We start from the raw sequence: 22323 nt of genomic DNA, 5'->3' as shown, positions 1-22323 counted from the left end.
GTCAGAACCAGGCGGCCAGCAGCTCCGCGTCGAACACCATCGGCGCGATCCGGTGCTCCGGCGGCTCGGCGCCCATCACGTGCCGCACCAGGAAGTCCCACCTGCGGCGGGTGACGTGGTGCTCGTAGCCGAAGAACAGGTGCTCGGCCCCCGGCACGATCAGCATCTCGACGTCCTTGTCCAGCATGATCAGCCGTTCGGCCAGCCGCATCGTCTGGTCGGGCAGCACGTTGGGGTCCATGGCACCGTGGATCAGCAGCAGCTTGCCCCGCAGCCGCTCGGCGTGGTCGACCGTGGAGACTCCGGCGTAGTCGGCCTCGCCCCTCATGCCGTGGTAGAGCTCGCCGTACCCGGCGTGGGTGTGGCGCAGGTCCTGGTTGCCGCAGCTGGAGACGCCGGCCTTGTACAGGTCGGGGTACTCGAGCATGGCGCGCACGGCCTGGTGGCCGCCGGCCGAGGCGCCGGCGACGCCCACGCGGTCCATGTCCATCCACGGCCTGGTCTCCGCCAGTTGCCGCAGCGCCGCGACGTGGTCGGCGGGGTCGCCCAGGTTGCCGAGCGAGGCGTCGGAGAACGCCTTGTCCCTGCCCGGTGAGCCGCGTCCGTCGAGCGCGACCACGACGAACCCGAGCGCGGCCATGCCCTCGGCCTCGTAGCCGTAGTAGCCCTGGTCGAACGTCGGCTGGACGCGGTTGGTCTGCGGCCCCGGGTACGGGTGGTCGACGACCGGGTAGCGCAGCCCGGGGTCGAAGCCGTGGGGCAGGTGGAGCAGGCCGTACAGGTCGGTGCGGCCGTCGGCGGCCTTGACACGGAACGGCTCCGGCGGGGTCCAGCCCGTCGCGCGCAGGGCCGTGACGTCGGCGCGCTCCAGTTCGGCCAGGATGCGGCCGTCCCAGTGGCGCACGGTCGTCACCGGCGGGATGCCGGTGGTGGAGGCCGAGTCGACGAAACATGATGTGTCCGGCGCGACGACGACCTCGTGGTCCAGGTCGTCGGCGGTGAGCCGGGCGAACCCGTCGCCGTCCAGCCCGATCCGGCAGACCGTGCGGCGGTACGGGTGGCCGGCGACCAGGCCGGAGGCGGTGAAGTAGACGACCCGGCGGGACTCGTCCACGTGCAGGATCTGGCGTACCGCCCAGGCGCCCGAGGTGACCTGGCCCTTGAGCGTGCCGTCCGCGGCGTACAGGTAGAGGTGCCCCCAGCCGTCGCGCTGCGAGTACCACAGCACCTCGCCTCCGCCGGAGATCACCTCGACCATGGGCGCCTGGCCTTCCGCCCACTGGTTCGGCTCGACGCGGGTGCGGCCGGTCTCGGTCAGCAGCGTGTCCACCCGGCCGGTGACCGGGTCGAGGCGGCGCAGCGACAGGCCGTGCCCGTCGCGGGTCTGGTGCAGGTAGTACACGGCGTGGCCGTCGGGCGACCACCACACCCAGCGCGTCATGATCGGCGAGACCACCGACATCGGCAGCGGCTCGGCCTGGGCGCGGACGACGGAGCCGGTCGTGATGTCGAGGACGACGAGCTCGGCCAGCGGGATCCGCTCGTCGCCGGGGTAGGCGTAGCGCTGGGTGTGCAGGAGCGCGGGCCCCTGGTCGGCGGGCAGCGCCTCGACGAAGGCGTTGCGGCGCACGCCGCGCTGGTCGGTGCGGTGGGTGACCACCCGGGTGCCGTCCGGCGACCAGGCGGCGGCCGGCGGCATGGTGGGGAATCCGAGCCGGCGCACCAGCACGGAGTTCTGCCACCAGTCGGGGCTCGTGCCGTACTCGCGGTCCGGCTCGCCGTCGGAGGTCAGCGCCCGCTCCCGGCCGCCGCCGAGCTCGCGCAGCCACAGGTTGTGCTCGCGGCGGAAGAGCGCGCGCGCCCCGCCGGGCGCGGCGAGCTCGACGAAGGCCGCCGCCGGCCGCGGCTCGGCGCGCTCCACCGCGTAGGTGTCCAGGGGACAGCGCCAGTACTGACCGAACGCGGCGAACTCGACCGCTCCCCCGTCCGTCTCGATGGCGGTGAACGGCAGCGCCGCCGCGTCCACTTCCTGCCCCGAGGCCTTGGCCAGCGCATCGGCCAGGCGGGCGTGGTAGAAGGCCGGCTCGCGGGTCCCCGCGGCCGGATCCACGAGCAGGAACCGGCCACCGGCCCGGTACCAGAAGCGCGGCCCGCCGCCGATCCACATGGGCCGTACCTTGGCGCCGGTGACGAGCTCGTGCCGGTGGTGGGGCAGCAGCTTCTCGGCGCTCCGGTAGGCGGTGACGTCAAGGTGTCGCATAGTCCTCGTCCTTTCTCTGCTCGACGGGAGCGACGGGAGCGGCTGGACGGCGGAGCCCGACGAGGGCGAAGACGGTCCCGGCCACCGACAGCACGGTGGCCACGACGCTCACGAGGGACATGGACGACAGGAACGCCTCACGCGCGGCCTGCGCCAGCCCGTCGGAGCCGGTCGCCGCGGCCACGGCCAGCGCGTCGGTCAGTGAGACCCTGGCCGCCTCCGGCGCGGACTCCGGCAGCGCCGAGGTGTACCCGAGCGAGAGCACGCTGCCGAGCACGGCCACCCCCATGGCCGTGCCGCCCTGCTGGATGGTGTCGTTGACCGCCGAGCCCACCCCCGCGTGCTCGCGCGGGATGGCGCCCATGAGCGTGGCGTAGATGGACGGGCTGGCGATGCCGGTGCCGACGCCCATCAGCGTCAGCGACACGGCCAGCAGCGGGTATCCGTCGCCGGGGCCGATGGAGGCCAGGACGGCCTGCGCGGCGGCGACGACCAGCATGCCCGTCACGATCAGCGTCTTGTTGCTGAGCCGCTTGCCCAGCGTGGCGCCCACGACGTTGAAGACGAGCACCGCGATGGCCATCGGCACGAACGCCAGCGCCGCCGTCATGGCCCCGTAGCCGAGGACGAGCTGGAGGAACTGGGTCAGGGCCAGCTGCATCGCGGCCGTGGAGAACACCAGCAGCACCACCGACAGGGCGGCCACGGTGAAGTCGCGGTTGCGGAAGATCCCCAGCGGCAGCATCGGATGCTCCGTGCGCGCCTCCCACCACGCGAACCCGCCCAGCATGATCACGGCGCCCCCCAGCGCCACGATCACCGGCGCCGACCAGCCCTCGTGCGGCAGCGAGATGATCGCCCAGACCAGCGCCGCCATCCCGACGACCGACAGCAGCACGCCCGGCGGGTCGGCGCGTCGTGCCGGCCCCCGAGACTCCGGCACGACGACGAAGACGCCGATGAGGGCGGCCACCACGAGCGGCACGTTGACCAGGAAGACCGCGCCCCACCAGTAGTGCTGGAGCAGCAGCCCGCCGAGCGTGGGACCGGCCACGAGGCCGACGATGCTGACCATGCCCCACACCGACATCGCCTTGCGCCGCTCCGACTCCTCGAAGACGACGATGACGATGGACATGGTGCTGGGCATCGCCAGCGCCCCGCCGAGGCCCATGACCGCCCGGCAGGCGATCAGCTGCCAGGGCTCGCTCGCGAACGTGGCGAGCAGGGACGCGGCGCCGAGGACGACCAGCCCGAGGATCAGCATCCTGCGGCGGCCGAAGCGGTCGGACAGGCTGCCCGCGGTGATCAGCATCCCGGCGAAGACCAGGATGTAGGCGTCCAGGATCCACTGGACGTCGGCGGGGCCGGCTCCCAGCTCACGCATGAGCGAGGGGATCGCCAGCGTGAGGATCATGTTGTCGACGGTCAGGACCAGCAGCGCCGTACACAGAACGCCGAGAATCCACCATCGGCGTGGATGGGACATCGGGAACTCCCCCGGATCGTTGGGATCGATTGCGTCCCCAACGATGCGGCGGAGAGCTGACGCGGACCTGACGCCCCGGAGCCGCGCCTGTCAGGTCACGTCAGCTGACGCCGGCGGCCACGTGCCTGATGTGCTCGGGGGTGGTACGGCAGCAGCCCCCGATGAGGGAGGCGCCGAGCTCCTGCCATTCCTTGGCCGCCTGGCCGAACTCCATCGGGTCGGACAGGCCCAGCCAGCGGCGGTTCCCGGCGTCCCAGGTCTCGCCCGAGTTCGGGTAGACGACGACCGGCAGTTCGGTCAGCCGGGAGATGAGGCCGGGGATGTGGCGGGGCGCGGTGCAGTTGACGCCGACCGCCACCACCTGCGGGTTTCCGGAGAACAGCGCGGCCGCCTCGGTGATGGGCGTGCCGTCGTTGAGGTGCGCCTCGTCCCGGCAGGAGAAGCTCACCCAGACCTTGACCTGCGGCGTCTCCTCCAGCAGGCGGGCGATCGCGCGCGCCTCCTGGTAGGAGGGGATGGTCTCGACGGCCATCATGTCCGGCTCGGCGGCCGCCAGGATCTCCCAGCGCGGCTCGTGCCAGGCGCGCAGGCCGTCCTCGTCGAGGTCGTAGTCGCCGGTGTACTCGGCGCCGTTGGCCAGATAGGCGCCGTACGGGCCCACGGAGGCGGCGACCAGGCCGCCGCCGGCCTCGTCGCGGGCCTGCGCGGCCAGCTCCACCGACAGCGTGATCAGCCGCGCGGCCTCGGAACCGTCCAGCCCGCGGGCCATGAAGCCGTGCACCGAGGCCTGGTAGCTGGCCGTGGTGGCGACGTCGGCTCCGGCCGCGAAATAGGCGGCGTGCACGGCGCGGATCAGGTCGGGGTTCTCCAGGAGCAGCCGCGCCGACCAGAGCTCGTCGCGCAGGTCGGCGCCGAGCGCTTCGAGGTGGGTGGCCAGGCCACCGTCCAGGACGAGGGTTTTCACCTCAACAGCCTATTCGCCCTATTCAAAGCGTAAGCCGATCTCCCTGACCAGATCCACGAAGTTCGCCCCCGCGTCCGGCGCGACGTCACCCGGTGTGTAGCACACCTCACGCAACCGCCCGCTGAACGGGAAGGGCCCATGGCGTTCGAACACCTCCCACGATACCGGCGAGCGCCGGTCGGCCCCCACGTCGATGCCCTCCATCGGGCAGAACGCCGCCAGCATCGGCAGTCCGGCCAGCTTCCCGCGTTCGCGGCCGTCCACCCGGACCGCCGCCTCCCACACCCAGTCGCCCGGCGCGCGCACCTCCACCTCGATCCGCTCCCCGGGCGGCCCGGCCCGCAGCTCGCGTAACTCTCCGTAGCCGTTGTGGACGAAGACGACCTCGCCGTCCTCCACGTACAGCAGGTAGCCGCCGCCCTGGCCGCCGTGCGCCACCAGCACGCCCTGTCCCGGCTCCGCGACGTCCACTGTGATCGTGAACGAGCGCCACTGGATCAGCTGCAGCGCCCGCCAGCGCTCCAGCGTGGGGACGGGGGGCGTCAGCCGTACCGGGGAGGGGTCCTGCTGCCACGGCGGGCGCAGCAGGTAGCGCAGGCGCGAGCCCTCGTCGAGCGGGTAGACCTGGCCGTCGCGGGCGGCGCGCTCCCACGCCGCGGCGAGTTCGCGCACGATCCCGGGGTGGCGGCCGGCGAGGTCGCGCGTCTGCGTGCGGTCCGACGGGCGGTGGTAGAGCTCCCACTCGTGCTCGCCGAACGGCGTCAGCGGCGCGTGCCTGGTCACGATCTCCCACTCGCCGCGCACGTGTCCGCGGTGTCCCTGCAGCTCCGTGTACTGCTCCACATGATCGTGTACGGCCTGCGGATCGCGCAGCGCCTTCACCAGCGAGGCGCCCGAGCGCGGCAGCCCCTCGGCCGCCTCCACCCCGGTCAGCTCGATCAGCGTCGGCAGCACGTCGGTGACGTAGGCCCACTGGTGACGCAGATCGCCGCGCGCGGGCAGCCCGTCCGGCCACGAGACGAGCAGGGGCACGGCGTGGCCGCCCGCGTGGGCGTTGCGCTTGTACAGGCGGAAGGGGGTGTTGGAGGCCATGGCCCAGCCGCGCGGGTAGTGCGACAGCGTGCGGGGGCCGCCGATGAGGTCGATCCTGGCCAGATCGGCCGCCGGGTCCTCGCGGTCGTGGCGGCTGTTGGCCGACAGCAGCGTGCGCAGGTACTGGGTGGTCCCGTGCCGCTCGCCCTCGCGGGAGGCGCCGTTGTCGGAGGTGAACACGAAGATGGTGTTGTCGAGCTTGCCCAGCTCGCGCAGGGTCCGGCGCAGGGCGCCGACGCTGCGGTCGATCCCGGCGATCATGGCGGCGTAGACCTCCATGTAGCGCTGGAACAGGCGGCGGGTGTCCTCGTCGAGTGAGTCCCAGGCCGGGACGTCGTCGCCGTCCTCGGCGTTGCGCTCGGGCAGGACGGCGCCCTCGGGGTGGAGCCCCAGCTTCTGCTGACGCTGGAAGCGCCGCTGCCGGACGGCGTCCCATCCCGCGGCGTAGTGGCCGGCGAACCGCGCGATGTCGGCCTCGGGGGCCTGCAGCGGCGCGTGGGCGGCGCCGTGGGCCAGGTAGAGCAAGAACGGCTGGTCGCCCGCCTGCCTGACCATCGCGACGGCCTCGCGGGTGAGGTCGTCGGTGAGGTGGTAGCCGTCCGGGTAGCGGTCGACCTCGACGGCCGAGTTGTCGCGGATGAGGCGGTGCGGGTGGTGGAAGTTGGTGAACGCCTCCAGGAAGCCGTAGAAGCGGTCGAAGCCCCGCTGGAGGGGCCAGGCGTGGCGGGGACCGGCATCCGACATGTCGGAGTCCTTGGTCAGGTGCCACTTGCCGACGGCCAGCGTGAGCCAGCCCGCGTCCCTGAAGATCTCCGCCATGGTGACCGCGTCACGGGAGGGCTCCCCCGCGTACCCGGGGAACCCCGGGTCGGAATTGGCCACGTGCCCGACGCCCACGCGGTGCGGGTCGACCCCGGTGAGCAGGGCCGCCCTGGTCGGGGAGCACATGGGGGTGACGTGGAAGTCGGTCCACTGGGTTCCGTGGGCGGCCAGCTCGTCCAGGTGGGGGGTGGGGATCTCCGACCCGTAGCAGCCCAGGTCGGCGAAGCCGACGTCGTCCACCAGGACCAGCACGATGTTGGGCGCCCCGGAACCCGGCGACGGCCGCGGCGGCCACCAGGACTCGGAACCTGCGAACGTCCGCCCTACGCGTCCCTGGAATTCCATGGTTCGGGTTATAACCCGAAAAGATCACCCCAGCCAACCGCAGACCGCCCCACCCTTCCCCGCGCCCCCACCGGAGCCGCCGGCCCCACGGGCCCCAAGCCCACAAGCGCACAGACCCGACAGATCCGGCGAGTCGGGAGATCTCCAGCCGCGCTTCGGAAGGCCCGTCGCTTCGGGGTGGCCCCCCGCTGTGGTGGATGCCGTGCGCGCCGGGCTGGCCGACGCCCACGGCGAGGTGGTCAGGGGCGCTTCCAGAAGGCGGCTCTGGGGGTGCCGTCCGAGGTACCTCCGTCCGAGGTCAGGGAGGTGAGGACCTCGATGGCGCGGGCCCACAGGGCGGCCAGGTCGGCGCCCGGCCGGTCGGCGGACTCCAGTTCGCGGGCCAATGCCGCCAGCTCCGCGTGTCCGCCCAGGAAGGCGGCGAGCACGGACAGCCGGGAGGCCAGGTCGGCCAGGTACAGCGGGTCGGGCACGCCTCGGGTCGCCTTCAGGCGGTCCAGTTCGGCCACCAGCTGCGGGCGTACCGCGTCGAGGGAGTGACGCACCGCGCCCGGGGCCATGGGCCGGGCGGCGGGCATGGCCCTCGCGAAACCCCGTCCGCGCTTCATCGCCTGGCCGCCGCCCGTGGGAGGAGGCGGGGTGAAGCCGCGCGAACCGGCGGCGCCGCCCGCGCTGCCGTAGCTCGCGATGCCGTCGGCCGCCTCGTGGATCTCGGCGGCCGGCCCGGCCAGGGGTGAGCCGGGCGCCGGCATGTGGAAGGCGGCGGCGGCCATCGGGGCGGCGGCGGGCATGTCCCAGCCGCGTGGCATCTCGACCGGCTGTATCACCCGGTGCTCCGGCCCGCCCTCGGCGACCTGCCGGGTGTCGGCGGCCACGTAGGCGGTGAAGCGGCACAGCACGCCGTACTCCAGAGAGGTCCGCACGATCTGGCCCTCCAGCTCGTGCTCGCCCATCGCGTAGCGGTCCTCCAGCTCGCGCAGGTGGGCGCGGGCCCAGACGGCCCTGAGCGCGGGGTTGTCCACGACGGTCGCGGGCACCTGCTCCTCCCACGGTGCGCCCGCGGCCAGCCCGCGCACGGTCACGGCGGCCGCCTCGCGGTAGCGGCCGTACACGCGCAGCGGCACCCCGGGGAAGATCGAGCCCAGGTGCGTGACGGTGCCCGGCTCGGTCTCCAGGCCCTTCAGCGACAGGTCGGTCACCAGCGGCGCGCCGATCCTGCGGTGGATCTGCTCCATGGCGGCGTCGAGCCGGTCCTCCGACTCGACCAGTTCGCAGCGGCCGGCGCCGAGACCGGCCAGACGGCTCAGGAACCCGGCGTTGACCGCCTGGTCGATGCCGACCGTGTGCACCCGCATGGCCGACAGCGCGCCGCCGGTCTGCTCGAGGATCTGGTCCTCGTTGCCGACCTGGCCGTCGGTGACCAGGACGATCACGCGCTCGCGGGTGGTCTCGCCGAGCAGGGTGATCGCCTGGCGCAGGGGTTCGAGGAGCTCGGTGCCGCCGCGGGCGTCCATGCGCGACAGGTGCTCGACGGCCCGGTAGCGGTTGCGGTCGCTCGCCTCGCGCAGGCCGTCGAAGGCCGCCTCGACGTAGGAGTCGAAGGCGAGTACGGCGAAGCGGTCCTGGTCGGTGAGCGTGTCGACGATGCGGGAGGCGGCACGGCGGGCGGCGACCATCTTCCAGCCGCCCATGCTGCCCGAGCGGTCGAGCAGCAGCACCAGGTCCCGCGGCGTACGCGTCCCGGCCGGCGGCGGTGGCACCACGGTGAGCGCGAACGTCCCGGCGCCGTCGAGCTGCAGCGCCGTCGAGGCGTCGAACCCGAGGCGCAGGATGAAGTCCCGGTCCAGCCGTTCGCCCGGCTCCAGGCTGAGCCGGTTCCCCTCCCGCCGGACCAGGTGCAGGCTGGAGGCCAGCTCGCGCAGTTCCAGGCCGGCGGCGTCCACGTCGACCGTGAGCGACAGCCGTACCGGATTCGGGAAGCCCGGCAGCAGCACCGGCGGCGAGACGCGGGAGGCGTCCGGCACCGCGTCGGTGTCGGGCGCCACGCCGTCACCGGCCGGCGCCCCGTCCAGTGGCGTGCCGGGAACGTAGCGCGGCGCGACCACCAGCGGGAAGCGGAAGGTGGCGGCGCCGTCCTCGTAGGGAAGCGGCTGGCTCAGCGTGAGCCGGACGGTGACCCGCTCGCCCGGCACGATGTTGCCCACCCGGATCGTGAACACATCCGGCCGATCCTCCTCCGCGATCGCCGCCCGCCGCCCCTCGCGCAGCGCCTGGTCGTAGTCGGCCCTGGCCTCACCGCGTTCCTTGAGCACACCCTCGATCACCCGGTCGCCGGCCTCCATGCGGAAGGCGGTGACGGCGGCGCGGTCGGGCAACGGGAAGACGTAGGTGGCCTCCAGCGGCACCTCGAACGGGTTCCTGAACCCCTGCGCGACCTCCACCCCCGCGACCAGCCCCGAGATCGAGGCGGCCACGTCGACGCTCTCCAGCGGGAGGTTGCCGCGCCCGGTCTCCAGCGCCCCCAGCCCGGCGTCGGGCAGCGGCAGGCAGCGGGCCGGATCGAGAGAAGTGATCTTCATGTGAGCTTCCTCTCCTGTAGCACCTGAAGAAGCGGTCCGGCCGCGGCGAGGACTGCCTCGATGTCATCGTCTGTGGGGGTACGGCCGGCGCTATCCAGCACCAGCGCCACTCCGGGCGCCAGCCACACCCCAGAAACCCGCCCGCCCCGCCCGTCCCGGCCGGAACCCCGATCGGGTCGCCGGACGCCTTCCCGGACGGCAGCCGGCGCCTCTTCACGAGCAGCCGCCGGCGCGGACTTCGGGGCCGCCTCCGGCGCGGTTCCCTGGGCCGCCTCCGGCGCGCTTTCCTGGGCGGCGTCCCTCGCGCTTTCCTGGGCGGCGTCCCTCGCAAGCCCATGGACAACCTCCGAGGCGGAACCCTGGGTGGCCGCGCCCGGGGCGGCCTGCGGCGCGCCGACGGCGGAGGCCGGGAAAGGCTCCGCCGGGGCCCGGGACGAGCCTTCCGGCCCGGCCGCGGTGGGTGCCGCCGGGGCCGGTGTGGCGGGTGCCGATGGGGTGTGTGGGGTGGGTTCTGTTGTGGGGTGGGAGGCCCAGAAGTGGGGGCGCGAGCCCTGGTCCCGGGTCCCGTCGGGAAGGTCACCGCCCGAGTGGCCGCCCAGGTCGCCGCCTGGGTCGCCGCCTGGTGGCTCCAGGTGGGCGGTGGCTTCCAGCATGGAGTCGGTGGCGCCGGTCAGGCGGGTTTGGATCTCGGCTATCGAGTGGCCCTCGGCCTGCAGACGTTTGACCGCCACGACCTGGAGCAGGTGCCGCCTGCCGTACTGGGCGAGGCGGCCGCGTCTGGTCAGGGGCGGGTCGACGAGGCCGATGGTCGTGTACCAGCGGATGAGACGCTCGCCGGGCACCTCGCGGATCCGGCCGTTGGCGCGCTGGAGGCCGGGCCGCAGCGCGTCCGCCGCCCGCTCCGCCAGCTCGCCGATGGTCCAGGTATCCCTCATACCCTCACAATTACACTGTCACTATTGCAGTGTCAATGCGGAAGAATCGGGCAGCAAGATCTGTTGAACCAGACGAAGCGGATTTACAAGGAGGATTCAGATATGGCACCGATCACCGGACCTCTCTCCGGAGACGCCAAGAAGGTCGTGGCCGACGCGCTCCAGGGCGCGCTGGTGGACCTCATCGACCTCTCCCTGGTCGCCAAGCAGGCGCACTGGAACGTCATCGGCGCGCACTTCCGCCCCCTGCACCTGCAGCTCGACGAACTCGTCGCGATCACGCGCGAGCACGCCGACACGCTCGCCGAGCGGGCCGTGGCGCTGGGGCTGAACCCGGACGGCCGGGCCGCCACCGTCGCCGGCGCCACGAAGCTGGCCCAGCCCGAGCGGGCGTGGATCGAGGACGGCAAGGTCGTCGCCCTGTTCACCGACATCCTCGAGGGCGTCGGCCGGCGTCTGCGCGAGCGCATCGCTGCCACCGACGAGCCGGACCCGGTCACCCAGGACCTGCTCATCGCGGTCGCGCAGGACATCGAGAAGCAGCACTGGATGTTCCAGGCCCAGCGCTAGAGACAGACCCGGCGCCAGAGACAGACCCGGCGCCAGAGACGGACCCGGCGCCCAGCGCCAAGGCGCTAAAGCAGGGTGCGGGCCAATGCGGCGATCGGCGGCCGGGTGGCCAGGAGCTGGCGCAACGCCTCCTCCTCAGCCAGCCCGGCCTCCGCCATCGTGCGGGCCCACCCGTCGCCGTCGCACGCCAGCGCCGCCTCCTCCAGCCGTTCGAGCACCGTGGCCCCCGGGTGCGCCTCCTGCGCCAGCGCCCACAACAGGTGCGGCCACCTGATGGTCAGCGCCGCCACCTTGGCCACGCACTCGTCACCGTGATGCGGCTGCCCGGCCAGATGGCGGCGGTAGGTGATGAAGGAGTAGAAGCGGAACACGTTCAGGTACCGCTTCACCTCGCGCGGATTGGTGAGGTTGAGCGCGGGCAGCGCCGTCTCCACGGCCCTGCAGGCCCGCTCGTCGCTGTAGAGCTCGTCGAACACCCGGTCGGCGGCCCTGGCCGCGGCGAGGGAGGCCGCCTCGGACGGCCCCGCCGCCGCCTGCGCGCTGCGGGCCGCCTGGTCCAGCGTCTCGATCGTCGGTGACAGGCTGCGGATCGCGGTCTCCAGCCGGTCGACGAGCTCCGCTCTCGGCTCCGGCACCGGCTGGGCGAGGGGCGCGGACGAGCGCAGCCCCAGTACCTCCTTGATGTAGTCGGGCGCGCCCTCGTCCAGCGACGGGACGCTCAACGGCAACTGCACGATCTTCTCCAGGAAGCGCCAGCCGAGCCGGTAGGTGCGCTCGTCTGGCAGCGTCCCCATCAGCTCCCGGTAGGCCAGCCCGACGTGCGCCGCGACCACCTCGGGCTCCATGCCCAGCACGAACACGCAGTTGCCGAAGTCGCCGGCCACGAACAGGTTGATCGCCTCGATCACCTGCGACACCGTTCCCGGCGAGCAGCGGTCGAGGTCGTCGACGAAGACCACCAGCGGGCGTTCCTCGGTGGCGACCAGGTCCAGGACCCGGCGCATGTCGCCCTGGACCAGGTGCAGCAGCCCGGCCTGGTTGCGGTAGCCCTGGTCGGCCACGCCGAAGCGGGCCAGCGGATCGGGCTGGCGCACCAGCGGGCCGAAGGCGCCGTCGGCCGACTCGGCCAGGAACCTCGCCATCCGCATCACCCCCGCGCCCACCGAGGCCAGGCAGCCGGCCGAGGCGACGGCGGCAGCCGTACCCTGCAAGGAGGGGAACAGGGCGCTGGCCGCCGTGCAGGCGGCGGTGACCAGCCCCGTGGCCAGCAGCCCGAGCGCCACGGGCGCGAGGCGGGTCAGCGCCAGCCAGTACATGCGCCGGCGCACCTCCTCGGTGTCGATGCGCGACAGGTTCAGCTCCAGCCAGAAGCGCTCGCGCTCGGCGGCCGGCAGCCGGCCGGTGATCTGGCTGATGATCTCGTGCGCGAGCCCGGCCCAGACCTGCTCGCCGTTCTGGTACATCCAGGGGTTGAACCACACCGTCGGCCGCCAGCCCGCGTCCGCGGGCGCCTGCGCGCACGCGTCGGCGGGCCGCCGCACGCGCAGCCGGCCGAGCACGTCGAGGTTGGTCAGCCTCCCCGTACGGCGCCGCAGCCGCAGCCCGCCCGACCCGGGCGGATCCAGCAGGTCCTGCACCATCCGCATGAGCGAGGTCTTGCCCGCCCCCCACGGCCCCTTGATGCCGATCGTCAGCGGCGGCGAGGTGTCCCGGTGCCGCAGGAACGCCGCGATCGCCTCGGCGTAGACGCGGTGGCCCAGCCGGTCGTCGAGCGTCCAGCGGTCGGAGGCCAGCAGCGTGCGCGGCCGTACGGCCCGCCCCTGGGCGTCCCTGCGCCGCCTGGCCGGATCGGCGGTGAACCGCTGCCCGGTGCCGACCGGCACGTGCGCGATGTCGCCGTGGCTGAAGAGCATCGCGGTCAGCCCCGAGCCCGCGTACCTGGCGGTGGCCAGTTCGTGCAGGTCGGCGATGGTGAGCGGCCCGTCGGCTGCGAGCAGCGCGTCGGCCAGCACCCCGGTGAGGCTGGGCGCGCTACCGGGCCTGTCGCTCGTGGAGGCCATGGAGGCGGTCAGCGCGGCGGCGACGACGGGCGGGTCGCCTGGCACGTTCAGCCGGGCCTCGCCGTCGCCGTTGACGACCCAGCCGAAGTCCACGACCAGTACGAGCGCGGCGGCGGGCGAGTCGCCGAGGCGGCGGCCGAAGTCCACGATGAGCCGCGTGAACGAGCTCGGCGCCCACCCGGCGCCCGACGGCCAGCGCACCAGCAGGAGTTCGTCCGGCTGGGCAGAGGTCAGGAACGCCGCCAGTTCCCGCGGAGCCGCGTCGGCCGCCTCCACGGTGCGCACGTCGTATCCGGTCATGCGCAGCGCTCGGGCCAGGCGGGGCGCCGACGGCGTCCCGTCGAGATAGACCAGGGCCCTGCGTGCTTTGATCGCGGGCGCCAGCCGTAGAGCTGTCATGATCGAAATGTGCCGACTCCGCGGTACCGGTGGCCCCAGGTTTGCGGAGAGTTTGGCCTTGCGAGTACCTCCCATTCACGTCGGTGCGATCGACTGACGGCATGTTGCCCAGCACGCCCCTCCGCGCGAGCGCCGCCGTGGCGGTGGGCACGCTCGGGCAAGATACGGCCGGGGCCGGCGCCGGCCCGTACGGGCCGCTGCTGCCGCCCAACGGCGACGGGCTCGCGCTCCCCGAGGGGTTCACCAGCCGGATCGTGGCGAGAAGCGGGCGGAAGGTGGCGGGCCTGAAGTGGCACGCGGCGCCCGCCGGCGGCGCCTGTTTCCCCGACGGCGACGGCTGGATCTATGTCTCCAACTCGAAGGTTCCCCTGCTGGGCGGGGCGTCCGCGCTGTGCTTCGGCGCCAACGGCACCGTGATCGAGGCCTACCGCGTCCTGCCGGGCACCACGCTCAACTCCGCCGGGGGCGCGACACCGTGGAACACCTGGCTGTCGTGCGAGGAGACGGAGAGCGGCCGCGTGTTCGAGTGCGACCCGTACGGCGAGCGCGCCGCCCGCCCGCGCCTGGCGATGGGCAGGTTCCGGCACGGGGCGGTGGCCTGCGACCCGGAGCGCCAGGTGGTGTACCTGACCGAGGACGAGCCCGACGGCTGCTTCTACCGCTTCCGCCCCCGCGACTGGGCCGACCTCACCGAGGGCACGCTGGAGGTGCTCGCCACCGGCGGCGCGTGGCGCCCGGTGCCCCATCCGGCGGCGCCGGTCGAACCGACCCGCTTCCAGGTGCCCGACGCCCTGCGCTTCGACGGCGCGGGAGGCTGCCGCTACGCGGACGGGATCTGCTCCTTCACCAGCGAGGGCGACGGCCGGGTGTGGAGCTACGAGGCCGGCACCGGCCGGCTGGAGACGCTCCGTGACGTGAACCGGGACGGCGGCACCATGGAGATCAGCGTGATCACCCGTGCCGGGGAGGCGGCGCCCTTCGCCCGGCTGGAGGGGCACGGACGCTCCGAGCCGGCCGGTCCCGCCTTCAGCCCGGACGGCACCCGCCTCTACTTCTCCTCCCAGCGCGGCCGCACGGGGGCCAGGGCCGGCACCGACGGGCACACGTTCGAGGTGACCGGCCCGTTCCGCGCGTGAGAGGTGATCGCGCGGGCGCCCGCCCGGGGTGGTGCAATGGTGGGGTGACACAGACACGGTGGCTCGACGAGACGGAGGCGGCCGCCTGGCGGGCCTTCCTGTTCACCGCGCATCTGCTCGAACGGCGCATCGAGGAGCAGCTGAAGACGGAGGCCGGCCTGACGCATCCGCAGTACGAGATCCTCGTACGGCTGTCCGACGAGCCTGACCGGCGGCTGCGGATGACGCAGCTGGCCAGGGAGGTCGTGGTCACCAAGAGCGCGCTGACCTACCAGATCACCCAGCTGGAGAAGGCGGGGCTGGTGGAGCGCACCACCTGCCCCTCCGACGACCGGGGCGTGCTGGCGGTGCTGACCGACGACGGCCTGCGCTGCCTGGAGCGCACCGCGCCGGGGCACGTGGACGTGGTGCGCGAGTACCTCATCGACCATCTCACGCCCGACGAGCTGCGCACGATGACACAGGCGCTGCTCAAGGCGCAGGCGGTGCTGCGGGACTAGGACTGCTGGCGCGCCGCGCGGGCGGCGCGCTCGATCTCGACCCTGGCGCTGGCGGCGTACTTGTCGACGTACTCCTGGCCGGACAGCTCCATGAGCGCGTACATGATCTCGTCGGTGACCGCCCGCAGCACGAGCCGGTCCTCCTCCATGCCGTAGTAGCGGGAGAAGTCGAGCGGCTTGCCGAAGCGCACGCCCGGCCGGATGCCGAGCTTGGGCAGGACGCGGCCGGGCGGCATCATCTCGTAGGTGTTGACCATCGCCCACGGGATCACCGGGACGCGCGACTCCAGAGCCATGCGGGCCACGCCGGTCTTGCCCTTGTAGAGGCGGCCGTCGGGCGAGCGGGTGCCCTCGGGGTAGATGCCGAGGACGTTGCCCTCGCGCAGGATGCGCTTGCCGGTGCGCAGGGCGGCTTCGCTGGCCTTGCCGCCGGAGCGGTCGATGGGCACGGTGCCGACCCCGCTGAAGAACATCCGGGTGAAGAAGCCCTTGAGTCCCCGGCCGGTGAAGTAGTCGGACTTGCCGAGCGAGATGACCTTACGGCGGAGCTGGAGCGGACCGAAGAAGTGGTCGGCGAACGACAGGTGGTTGCCGGCGAGGATCGCCGGGCCGTGCTTGGGCACGTTCTCGACGCCCTCTGCCCAGGGGCGGAACACCACGTGGAGGATCGGCGCCAAGATGGCCTTGACCACCCAATAGAACACCCGGCCACCCCTTCGCGAATCTGGTTCTGCGAGCAGAGTCATCTTCGCATCCCAGGGCCGATGCTCCTACACATGCTCTCGCACAACGGCGATAACCGTGCGACGATCGGGCAATTCCGGGATGAATTACAACCACGCCGATGTTGTGGGAGCTGTCATGCCGCTCATGTCTGGCGCTGAGCCATACCACCACGAGGCCGGTCCGGTCGGCGTGTTGTTATGCCACGGATTCACCGGCACGCCGCAGTCGCTGCGGCCGTGGGGTGAGTTCCTCGCCGGGCACGGGCTGAGCGTGTCGCTGCCACGCCAGCCGGGACACGGCACGACGTGGCAGGAGATGAACCGCACCCGCTGGGAGGATTGGTACGCCGAGGTGGAGAAGGCGTTCCAGGATCTTCTCGGCCGGTGCTCGGAGGTGTTCGTGGCCGGGTTGTCGCTGGGCGGCTGCCTCGCGCTGCGGCTGGCGGAGGTCCACGGACCGGCGGTGAAGGGGGTGGTGGTGGTCAACCCGTCGATCGCGCTCGACGTGCCGCTGCTCAGGCTGGCGCCGGTGCTCAAGTGGTTCCTGCCGTCGGTGCCCGGAGTGGCCAACGACGTCAAGAAGGCCGGGGTACAGGAGCTGGCGTACACGCGGACCCCGGTGAAGGCGGCGGCGTCGCTGCCGAAGTTGTGGTCCTTGGTCCAGGCGGACCTGACCAAGGTCACGCAGCCGCTGCTGGTGTACCACAGCACCGATGACCATGTAGTCAAGCCGACATCTGTCGGGATACTACGACAAGTCCTCAAACACGCGACGATCGAGGAACTCTCCGATAGCTACCATGTTGCGACGCTGGATAATGATGCCGACAGGATCTTTGCCGGGAGCCTCGACTTCATCCGGACACATGCCTCGGTACCCTTGCAGAGGGACTGAACGCACCCAGGGGGAAGGCGCGTAGGTGACGCCCCAGAGTGACGAGGACGAGGTCTGGCGTCAGATCGTCGCGTCCTTCAACGAGACAGCCGAGCGCGACTCGGCCGACCAACCATGGCCCGACAGCGAGAACGTGCCGGAGGAGCCGACCCGGCGGGTGGTGCGTCCGCCTGAGTTCCGCGAGGTCGACACCGACCTCGCCGAGCCCGAAGGCGAGACCGAGCCTGTGCGCGAGGAGGAGGAAGAGGGGCATTACGTGCCGCCTCCCCCGCCCCCGCTGCCCAAGCTCGACCTGCCCACCAAACTGGCCTGGGTGGCGCTGTTCGGCGGCCCCGCCTATCTGCTGCTGGCCGCGATGGCCGAGTGGGAGATGGAGGGCTGGGCGCTGTTCACCGCCGTGGCCGCCTTCATCGGCGGCTTCGTGGCGCTGGTGGTGCGGATGGGCGACGGCCCGCCCAACGACTCGGGCTGGGACGACGGCGCGGTCCTGTAGCGCCCGCCCTCAGGACTGGGTGGGCGTCTTCAGGCCGAACGTCTCCACGACGTCGGTGTAGCGGTCGGTGGCGTCCACGACGTGCCCGACCGCCCACACCGTGCCCTTGCCCGGCAGATAGGTCACGGCCTGCAGGCGTACGGCGTCGCGGCCCTTGAGCGTGCCGCCGCCCCTGATCACCTGGAAGCCGTCCTTGCCCTGGCGCATGAGGAAGCCCTCGGTCGGTCGCGCCGCGTCGTACCCGGCGATCCAGTAGCGGCCCTTGCCGTCGCCCGTGACGCCGTAGAGGCGGGCCTCGACGGCGGGCAGCTTCTCGCGGGTCCACTTCTTGCCGTTCCACGACAGCACGAGCGGCTCGACGCTGCCGGGCCCGTGGTAGACGCCGCCGACGGCCAGCGCCCGCTTGGCGTTGTCGACCTGGATGTCGCGCAGGTAGCCGCCGGGCACCGACGGGACCGGCATCGCCTTCCACGAACCGCCCGACTGCCGCACGATCAGCGGCTGCTCCCCCGTGTCGCCGACCGCGAACCCCGAGGAGACCGCGTAGAGCGCGCCCTTCTCCTTGGTCTTCTGCACCGTCCAGGAGTTGCCCTGGCCCGTGACGATCAGCCCGGTCTTGTCGCGCCGCCCGACCGCGACGACCTTCCCGCCGCGCGCGTCGAGCCCGCCGAGCCAGTCACCGCTCCAGAGCCCCGGCACCTGCACGCGGTCGAAGCCCGCGAGGTCGCCCTTCGCCAGGTACGGCAGGCCGTCGTGCCCGTCGCCCAGCGCCCAGACCTCACCCGGCGCCGCGGCGGCCACGCTGCGCAGGTTCCCCGCGCCCGTGGAGTCGCGGATGGCGACCTCGCCCCAGGCCTTGCCGTTCCAGTGGCGGATGGTGCCGCGGTTCTTCCAGACGTCCCAGATCGCCTGCTGGCCCACGGCCCAGATGTCGCCCGCCGACAACGCCAGCACGTCGGAGAGTGAGCCGTCGGCGTCCAGCCGCGCGCTCGTCGACTGCTGCCACGCCTCGATCGTGGCAGGGCGAGGGTCAGCATGCGCCACTCCGGCCGGGGCGACCAGCGAGGACGCCAGACACACCGCCGCGGTCAGGGAGAGCGCACGCCGCCGAGAGCGACGGGTCATGAGCAAATGGTACGGGCTGCGCGAGCACGCCCGCCCGGGGACCCCGCCATCAGGCCTCGCGCGGCGCCCAGGCCCGTGGCCCGCGGGGATCCCGTATCACCCGGTCTGACCTGGGCAAGATCACCCAGCGTGCGCGGAACGACACGGGAAGATGTTCAGCTGACCGTTGCCTGGGCGTGACCGGCCAGCTCGGCGACGACGGGCAGGTGATCGGTGGCGGAGATCAGGTCGTCGCGGGCGGCCCCGACGCCCCCGCAGGCCATCACCCGGACACCGGCGCCCGTGAACACCCCGTCGATCCGCTTGCGCGGCTCCCGGGCCGTGAACGTCATCCCGTCCCCCCGCGGCGCCCACACGTACGCGTCCGACAGCCGCCCGGCCAGGTACCGCCAGGTGGGCGCGTCACTCTGCTCGTTGACGTCCCCGCACACCACCGGGACGGCCCCGAACCGCGCCGCGGCCTTCTCCAGCCGCCCCAGCGCCTCCACCGCGTGGTGGAAGCGGGCCGCGGCGCTCAGGTCGAGGTGGATGGAGGCGACCGCCAGCCGTACCCCGTCGAGCTCCACCACGGCGATCGCCACGCCCCGGATCTCCAGCCCCAGGAAGATCTTCAGCACGTGGTGCTCGGCGTGCAGGACCCGTGCCCGCGGACCCACGTAGACCGACACCCCGCCGAGCCGCCCGCCGGCCGCCACCCGCATACCCGCCGCCTCGGCCAGCGCCTGGCGCCGTCCGCGCCAGTAGAGGAAGCGCGGCGCCTCCTGCACGCACAGCACGTCCGCGCGCATCGCCGTGATCACGCGGACCAGCGCGGGCACGCTGTCCTTCAGCCCGCGCACGTTGTACGTGCCGACCCTCACGCTGGGGAATCTAACCCCGTCCGGCGCCCCTGTCAGCGCTGCCGCGCCAGGTCGGCCGCGCCGACGACCCCGGCGGAGGCGCCGAGCTCGGCCAGCCGGATGTCGGCGACGGGACGGTGCCCGCGGCCGGTGAGCTGACGGGCGAAGGTCTCCTTCGCCTGGTCGAAGAACAGGTCGGCGGCGCGCGAGACGCCGCCGCCGATGATGAAGCAGCCGGGGTCGAGGACGGCGGCCAGGTCGGCCATGCCCTGCCCCAGCCAGTCGGCCAGCGAGGCGAAGGCGGACAGCGAGGCGTCGTCGCCCTTGCGGGCGGCCTCGGTCACCTCCTCGCCCTCGATCTTCTCCCCGGCCAGCTCGAACAGGATCCGCGCCCGCTCGGGCTGCTGCCTGGCGATCTCCCGGGCGTCGGCGACGAGGGCGTTGCCGCTGGCGTACTGCTCCCAGCAGCCGAGGTTGCCGCACCCGCACAGCCGTCCCTCGGGAACGACCTGCATGTGCCCGAGTTCGGCGCCCATCCCCCACCGGCCGCGAAACAGCTTGCCGTCGAAGACGAGCCCGCCGCCGATGCCGGTGCCGACGGTGATGCAGACGACGTGGGTCTGCCCGCGTCCGGCGCCGAAGTTGGTCTCGCCCCACGCCATCGCGTTGGCGTCGTTCTCGACGACGACCGGCAGGCCCACCAGGCCGGTGATCTTCTTCTGCAGAGGTTCCTCGCGCCACGCGAGGTTCGGGGCGAAGCGCACGACCGAGCGGGTCTCGTCGACGAACCCGGCCGCGCCGACGCCGATCGCCTCGATCTCGCGGCCCTCGGCGAGCTCCTTGACCACGTCGGCCACGGTCTCGGCGACGAGGTCCGGCTGGTCGGCCGGCGTCGGGCGCAGCGCGTGCGCGACGATCTCGCCGTCCTCGTCGACCACGCCGGCGGCGACCTTCGTGCCGCCGATGTCCACCCCGATAGTCAGCATGCTCACCCCAGGTCGATGTGTTCCACGTCGTCGCCGCCGCGCTCGTCGCGCGTGCGGTCGCGAGTCCTGTCGGCGGCCCCGGGGGTGGGCCTGTTCAGCGCGTCGAACGCGCCACGGACCGCGGCGAACAACTCTCCGCCCGCGGCCACCAGGTGCCCGGCCACGTCCGAGCCGGATTCCCGCCGCGCCGCGATCGCCCGGCAGACCGGGCAGGCGCGGCAGATGTACTCGTCGTGGGGCTCGGACACGGCCTCGCCCCACACGTCCTTCTCCTTGCGCCCGCCGCCGGTGACGGTGCTGGCGACGGAGTTGAAGACGGTCTTGCCGACCTGCCTGGTCGCGCGGTCCTGGATCACGCCGAACAGCTTGCGCGCCTCGTCCGCCACGGATCCGATCGGGTCCCTGTCGTTGCTCGTCTCAGTCATCTGGCCCTCCCTGCCGAAGAGTCGCTCATCCTCCTCACTCACTACGCGGCCGACCTCCTCCGCCGGTCGTCCGCTCCGTTCGCTGCGTCGGATTCGCTTCTGAGACGAACCGTACCTTCAGGAACCCGTCCTGGAGCGCCGCGGCACCGATCTTCCTGCGGGCGAGCGCCGCGGGCAGCGCGATGATCCTGCGGTACGGCCCCGCCGTCACGATCAGCTCGTCCCGCTTGCGGGCCAGGTCGACCTCGCCCTTGCTGGCCCCGGGCAGCGCCAGGCTGAGCTCGTCGGCGGTCAGGACCAGCGGCGCTTCGACGGCCGGCGGGGCGAACGGGTCGGTCTCGCCGTAAAGGCTCTCGCCGAGGGCGGTCAGGGCGTCGGCGCCGACGGGTTCGGCGGGCAGGTAGGGCACCACGTGGATGGGCAGGGGCGCGAACGACTCCTCCGCCTCGGCCAGCAGCCGGGCCTGGGCGCGTACCCACTGGGCGCGCCACTCGTCGGCGTCGCCGGCGGGGAAGACCCGATTGGCGATGACGGCGTCGACGCGGTAGCCGTACAGATTGAGCGAGGTGAGGGTGCGGCGCGCCTCGGCGAGCACCACCGACTCGGGCGTGAGCACGAGGCGCACGGACGCGCCGGGGCCGGTGAGCAGTTCGCGGATCTCCATGAGCCCGCGGTGCAGGCGCTCGCCGGCGCTGACCACGTCGTCGCCGGGCGCGCTGACGTGGGCGACGCTGCGCATGAACGGCGAGACGACCTTCATGATCCGGCGGCCGACCGGCAGCAGGCGGCTGACGTGCCAGTCGAGCGCCTCCGGCAGGGCGAGCAGGCGCAGCGTCTCGGCGGTGGGCGCGCAGTCGACCACGATGACGTCCCAGCCGCCGGAGCGGGCGTGCTCGCGCAGCTCCAGCAGCGCGATGACCTCTTCGGCGCCGGGCAGGACGGTGATCTCCTCGGCGGTGATCTGGTCGAGGCCGAGTTCGCCGAGCAGGCCGCGGGCGTAGTCCTGCAGTTCGCCCCAGTGCTCCTCCAGGGACTTCTGGGTGTCGACCTGGTGCAGGCGCAGGCCGGGGGCGATCTCGCCGGGCTGCACGGCCAGGGCGTCGGCCAGCGAGTGGGCGGTGTCGGTGGAGATCACCAGCGTCTTGAGCCCGCGGCTGGCGGCGAGCGTGGCGGTGGCCGCGGCGACGGTGGTCTTGCCGACGCCGCCCTTGCCGGTGAACAGCAGGACGCGAGGACTCACCGGCGTCCCTCGACCCGCTTCTTCAGGCCCTTCAGCGCCGTGTCGACGATCACCTTCTCGGCCTTGCGCTTGATCATGCCGATCATCGGGACCTTGAGGTCGACGGCGAGTTCGTAGGTCACCTCGGTGCCACTGCCCGTCTCGGCGAGCCGGTAACTCCCGCTGAGCTCGGAGATCATCTTGCCCTGCTCGACGACCCGCCAGCTGACGCCGGTGTCGTCGTCCCAGGTGTAGCCGAGAGTGTAGGAATCGCTGATCACGCCGGCGTCGAGCACGAAGCGCACGTCGGCCGGCCGCCCGTCGGCGCCGGTGGTGCGGACCTCGGCGCTCTTGACCGCGCCGGCCCATTCCGGGTACGCGGGCAGGTCCGCGATGACCGCCATGACCGCGGCCCTGTCGGCGGAGATGGTGATGCTCGAAGTGGTGCGATCAGCCATGCGACCA

19 protein-coding genes are annotated in these 22323 nt (G+C 72.6%); 5 read left to right on the top strand and 14 right to left on the bottom strand.

Going from position 1 to position 22323, the window contains the following annotated elements; genetic code table 11:
* Nucleotide 1 precedes the first annotated feature (1 nt).
* From ACIBI5_RS11720 to ACIBI5_RS11695, 6 genes are all read right to left on the bottom strand, one after another.
* Nucleotides 2–2260 (bottom strand): DPP IV N-terminal domain-containing protein, encoded by a 2259-nt coding sequence (locus ACIBI5_RS11720; protein ID WP_397245795.1) that lies wholly within the window; start codon nt 2258–2260, stop codon nt 2–4.
* Nucleotides 2247–3749: an MFS transporter gene (locus ACIBI5_RS11715; protein ID WP_397245793.1), complete on the bottom strand. Its 1503-nt coding sequence runs from the start codon at nt 3747–3749 to the stop codon at nt 2247–2249. The genes ACIBI5_RS11720 and ACIBI5_RS11715 overlap by 14 nt, the downstream gene beginning before the upstream one ends.
* Nucleotides 3750–3849: 100 nt before the next feature.
* Entirely contained in the window at nt 3850–4713 is an 864-nt protein-coding gene (mmuM, locus tag ACIBI5_RS11710; protein ID WP_397245791.1) for a homocysteine S-methyltransferase, read from the bottom strand.
* Between the two features lie 18 nt (nt 4714–4731).
* On the bottom strand, nt 4732–6972 hold the full coding sequence (locus ACIBI5_RS11705) for an arylsulfatase (protein WP_397245789.1): 2241 nt from the start codon (nt 6970–6972) through the stop codon (nt 4732–4734).
* 239 nt (nt 6973–7211) lie between these two features.
* The gene (locus ACIBI5_RS11700; protein ID WP_397245787.1) at nt 7212–9551 is read right to left on the bottom strand and encodes a VIT domain-containing protein; all 2340 of its coding nucleotides are present in this window, start codon (nt 9549–9551) and stop codon (nt 7212–7214) included.
* Nucleotides 9548–10486: a helix-turn-helix domain-containing protein gene (locus tag ACIBI5_RS11695; RefSeq protein ID WP_397245785.1), complete on the bottom strand. Its 939-nt coding sequence runs from the start codon at nt 10484–10486 to the stop codon at nt 9548–9550. The genes ACIBI5_RS11700 and ACIBI5_RS11695 overlap by 4 nt, the downstream gene beginning before the upstream one ends.
* A gap of 102 nt (nt 10487–10588) precedes the next feature.
* On the opposite strand from ACIBI5_RS11695, the gene ACIBI5_RS11690 reads away from it, so the two are divergent.
* Nucleotides 10589–11056, top strand: coding sequence for a Dps family protein (locus ACIBI5_RS11690; protein WP_397245783.1), 468 nt, complete (start codon nt 10589–10591; stop codon nt 11054–11056).
* 65 nt (nt 11057–11121) lie between these two features.
* Here the strand turns inward: ACIBI5_RS11690 and ACIBI5_RS11685 are convergent, their stop codons facing one another.
* A complete protein-coding gene (locus tag ACIBI5_RS11685) occupies nt 11122–13515 on the bottom strand; it encodes a P-loop NTPase fold protein (RefSeq protein WP_397245781.1) in 2394 nt (797 codons plus the stop codon).
* Between the two features lie 101 nt (nt 13516–13616).
* Here ACIBI5_RS11685 and ACIBI5_RS11680 point away from each other — a divergent pair, with 101 nt between their 5' ends.
* Together ACIBI5_RS11680 and ACIBI5_RS11675 are read left to right on the top strand one after the other, a co-directional pair.
* Nucleotides 13617–14651 carry an alkaline phosphatase PhoX gene (locus tag ACIBI5_RS11680; RefSeq protein ID WP_397245779.1) on the top strand — a complete coding sequence of 345 codons (1035 nt, stop codon included), beginning with the start codon at nt 13617–13619 and terminating at the stop codon, nt 14649–14651.
* Nucleotides 14652–14695: 44 nt separating this feature from the next.
* Nucleotides 14696–15151, top strand: a complete 456-nt coding sequence (locus tag ACIBI5_RS11675) for a MarR family winged helix-turn-helix transcriptional regulator (protein ID WP_397105292.1) — start codon at nt 14696–14698, stop codon at nt 15149–15151.
* Here the strand turns inward: ACIBI5_RS11675 and ACIBI5_RS11670 are convergent.
* Nucleotides 15148–15855 (bottom strand): lysophospholipid acyltransferase family protein, encoded by a 708-nt coding sequence (locus ACIBI5_RS11670; RefSeq protein ID WP_397105290.1) that lies wholly within the window; start codon nt 15853–15855, stop codon nt 15148–15150. The genes ACIBI5_RS11675 and ACIBI5_RS11670 overlap by 4 nt on opposite strands.
* A 157-nt stretch (nt 15856–16012) precedes the next feature.
* On the opposite strand from ACIBI5_RS11670, the gene ACIBI5_RS11665 reads away from it, so the two are divergent.
* Entirely contained in the window at nt 16013–16771 is a 759-nt protein-coding gene (locus ACIBI5_RS11665; RefSeq protein WP_397246769.1) for an alpha/beta hydrolase, read from the top strand.
* Between the two features lie 25 nt (nt 16772–16796).
* The gene (locus ACIBI5_RS11660; RefSeq protein WP_379631131.1) at nt 16797–17264 is read left to right on the top strand and encodes a hypothetical protein; all 468 of its coding nucleotides are present in this window, start codon (nt 16797–16799) and stop codon (nt 17262–17264) included.
* Between the two features lie 9 nt (nt 17265–17273).
* Here ACIBI5_RS11660 and ACIBI5_RS11655 read toward each other — a convergent pair whose 3' ends face one another.
* From ACIBI5_RS11655 to ACIBI5_RS11630, 6 genes are all read right to left on the bottom strand, one after another.
* On the bottom strand, nt 17274–18389 hold the full coding sequence (locus tag ACIBI5_RS11655; protein ID WP_379611647.1) for a hypothetical protein: 1116 nt from the start codon (nt 18387–18389) through the stop codon (nt 17274–17276).
* Between the two features lie 155 nt (nt 18390–18544).
* A complete protein-coding gene (locus ACIBI5_RS11650) occupies nt 18545–19249 on the bottom strand; it encodes an endonuclease/exonuclease/phosphatase family protein (protein ID WP_397245777.1) in 705 nt (234 codons plus the stop codon).
* Nucleotides 19250–19281: 32 nt separating this feature from the next.
* Nucleotides 19282–20214: an ROK family glucokinase gene (locus tag ACIBI5_RS11645; protein ID WP_397246767.1), complete on the bottom strand. Its 933-nt coding sequence runs from the start codon at nt 20212–20214 to the stop codon at nt 19282–19284.
* Nucleotides 20215–20216: 2 nt separating this feature from the next.
* Nucleotides 20217–20639, bottom strand: a complete 423-nt coding sequence (locus ACIBI5_RS11640; protein WP_397245775.1) for a DUF5304 family protein — start codon at nt 20637–20639, stop codon at nt 20217–20219.
* Nucleotides 20640–20673: 34 nt separating this feature from the next.
* A complete protein-coding gene (locus ACIBI5_RS11635) occupies nt 20674–21879 on the bottom strand; it encodes an ArsA family ATPase (protein WP_397245773.1) in 1206 nt (401 codons plus the stop codon).
* The gene (locus ACIBI5_RS11630; protein ID WP_397245771.1) at nt 21876–22316 is read right to left on the bottom strand and encodes an SRPBCC family protein; all 441 of its coding nucleotides are present in this window, start codon (nt 22314–22316) and stop codon (nt 21876–21878) included. The genes ACIBI5_RS11635 and ACIBI5_RS11630 overlap by 4 nt, the downstream gene beginning before the upstream one ends.
* Nucleotides 22317–22323: the final 7 nt, after the last annotated feature.

Origin of the sequence: Nonomuraea sp. NPDC050540 (assembly GCF_044457485.1) — a bacterium.
Lineage (GTDB): Bacteria > Actinomycetota > Actinomycetes > Streptosporangiales > Streptosporangiaceae > Nonomuraea.
This window is presented reverse-complemented; position numbering and strand designations above follow the sequence as displayed.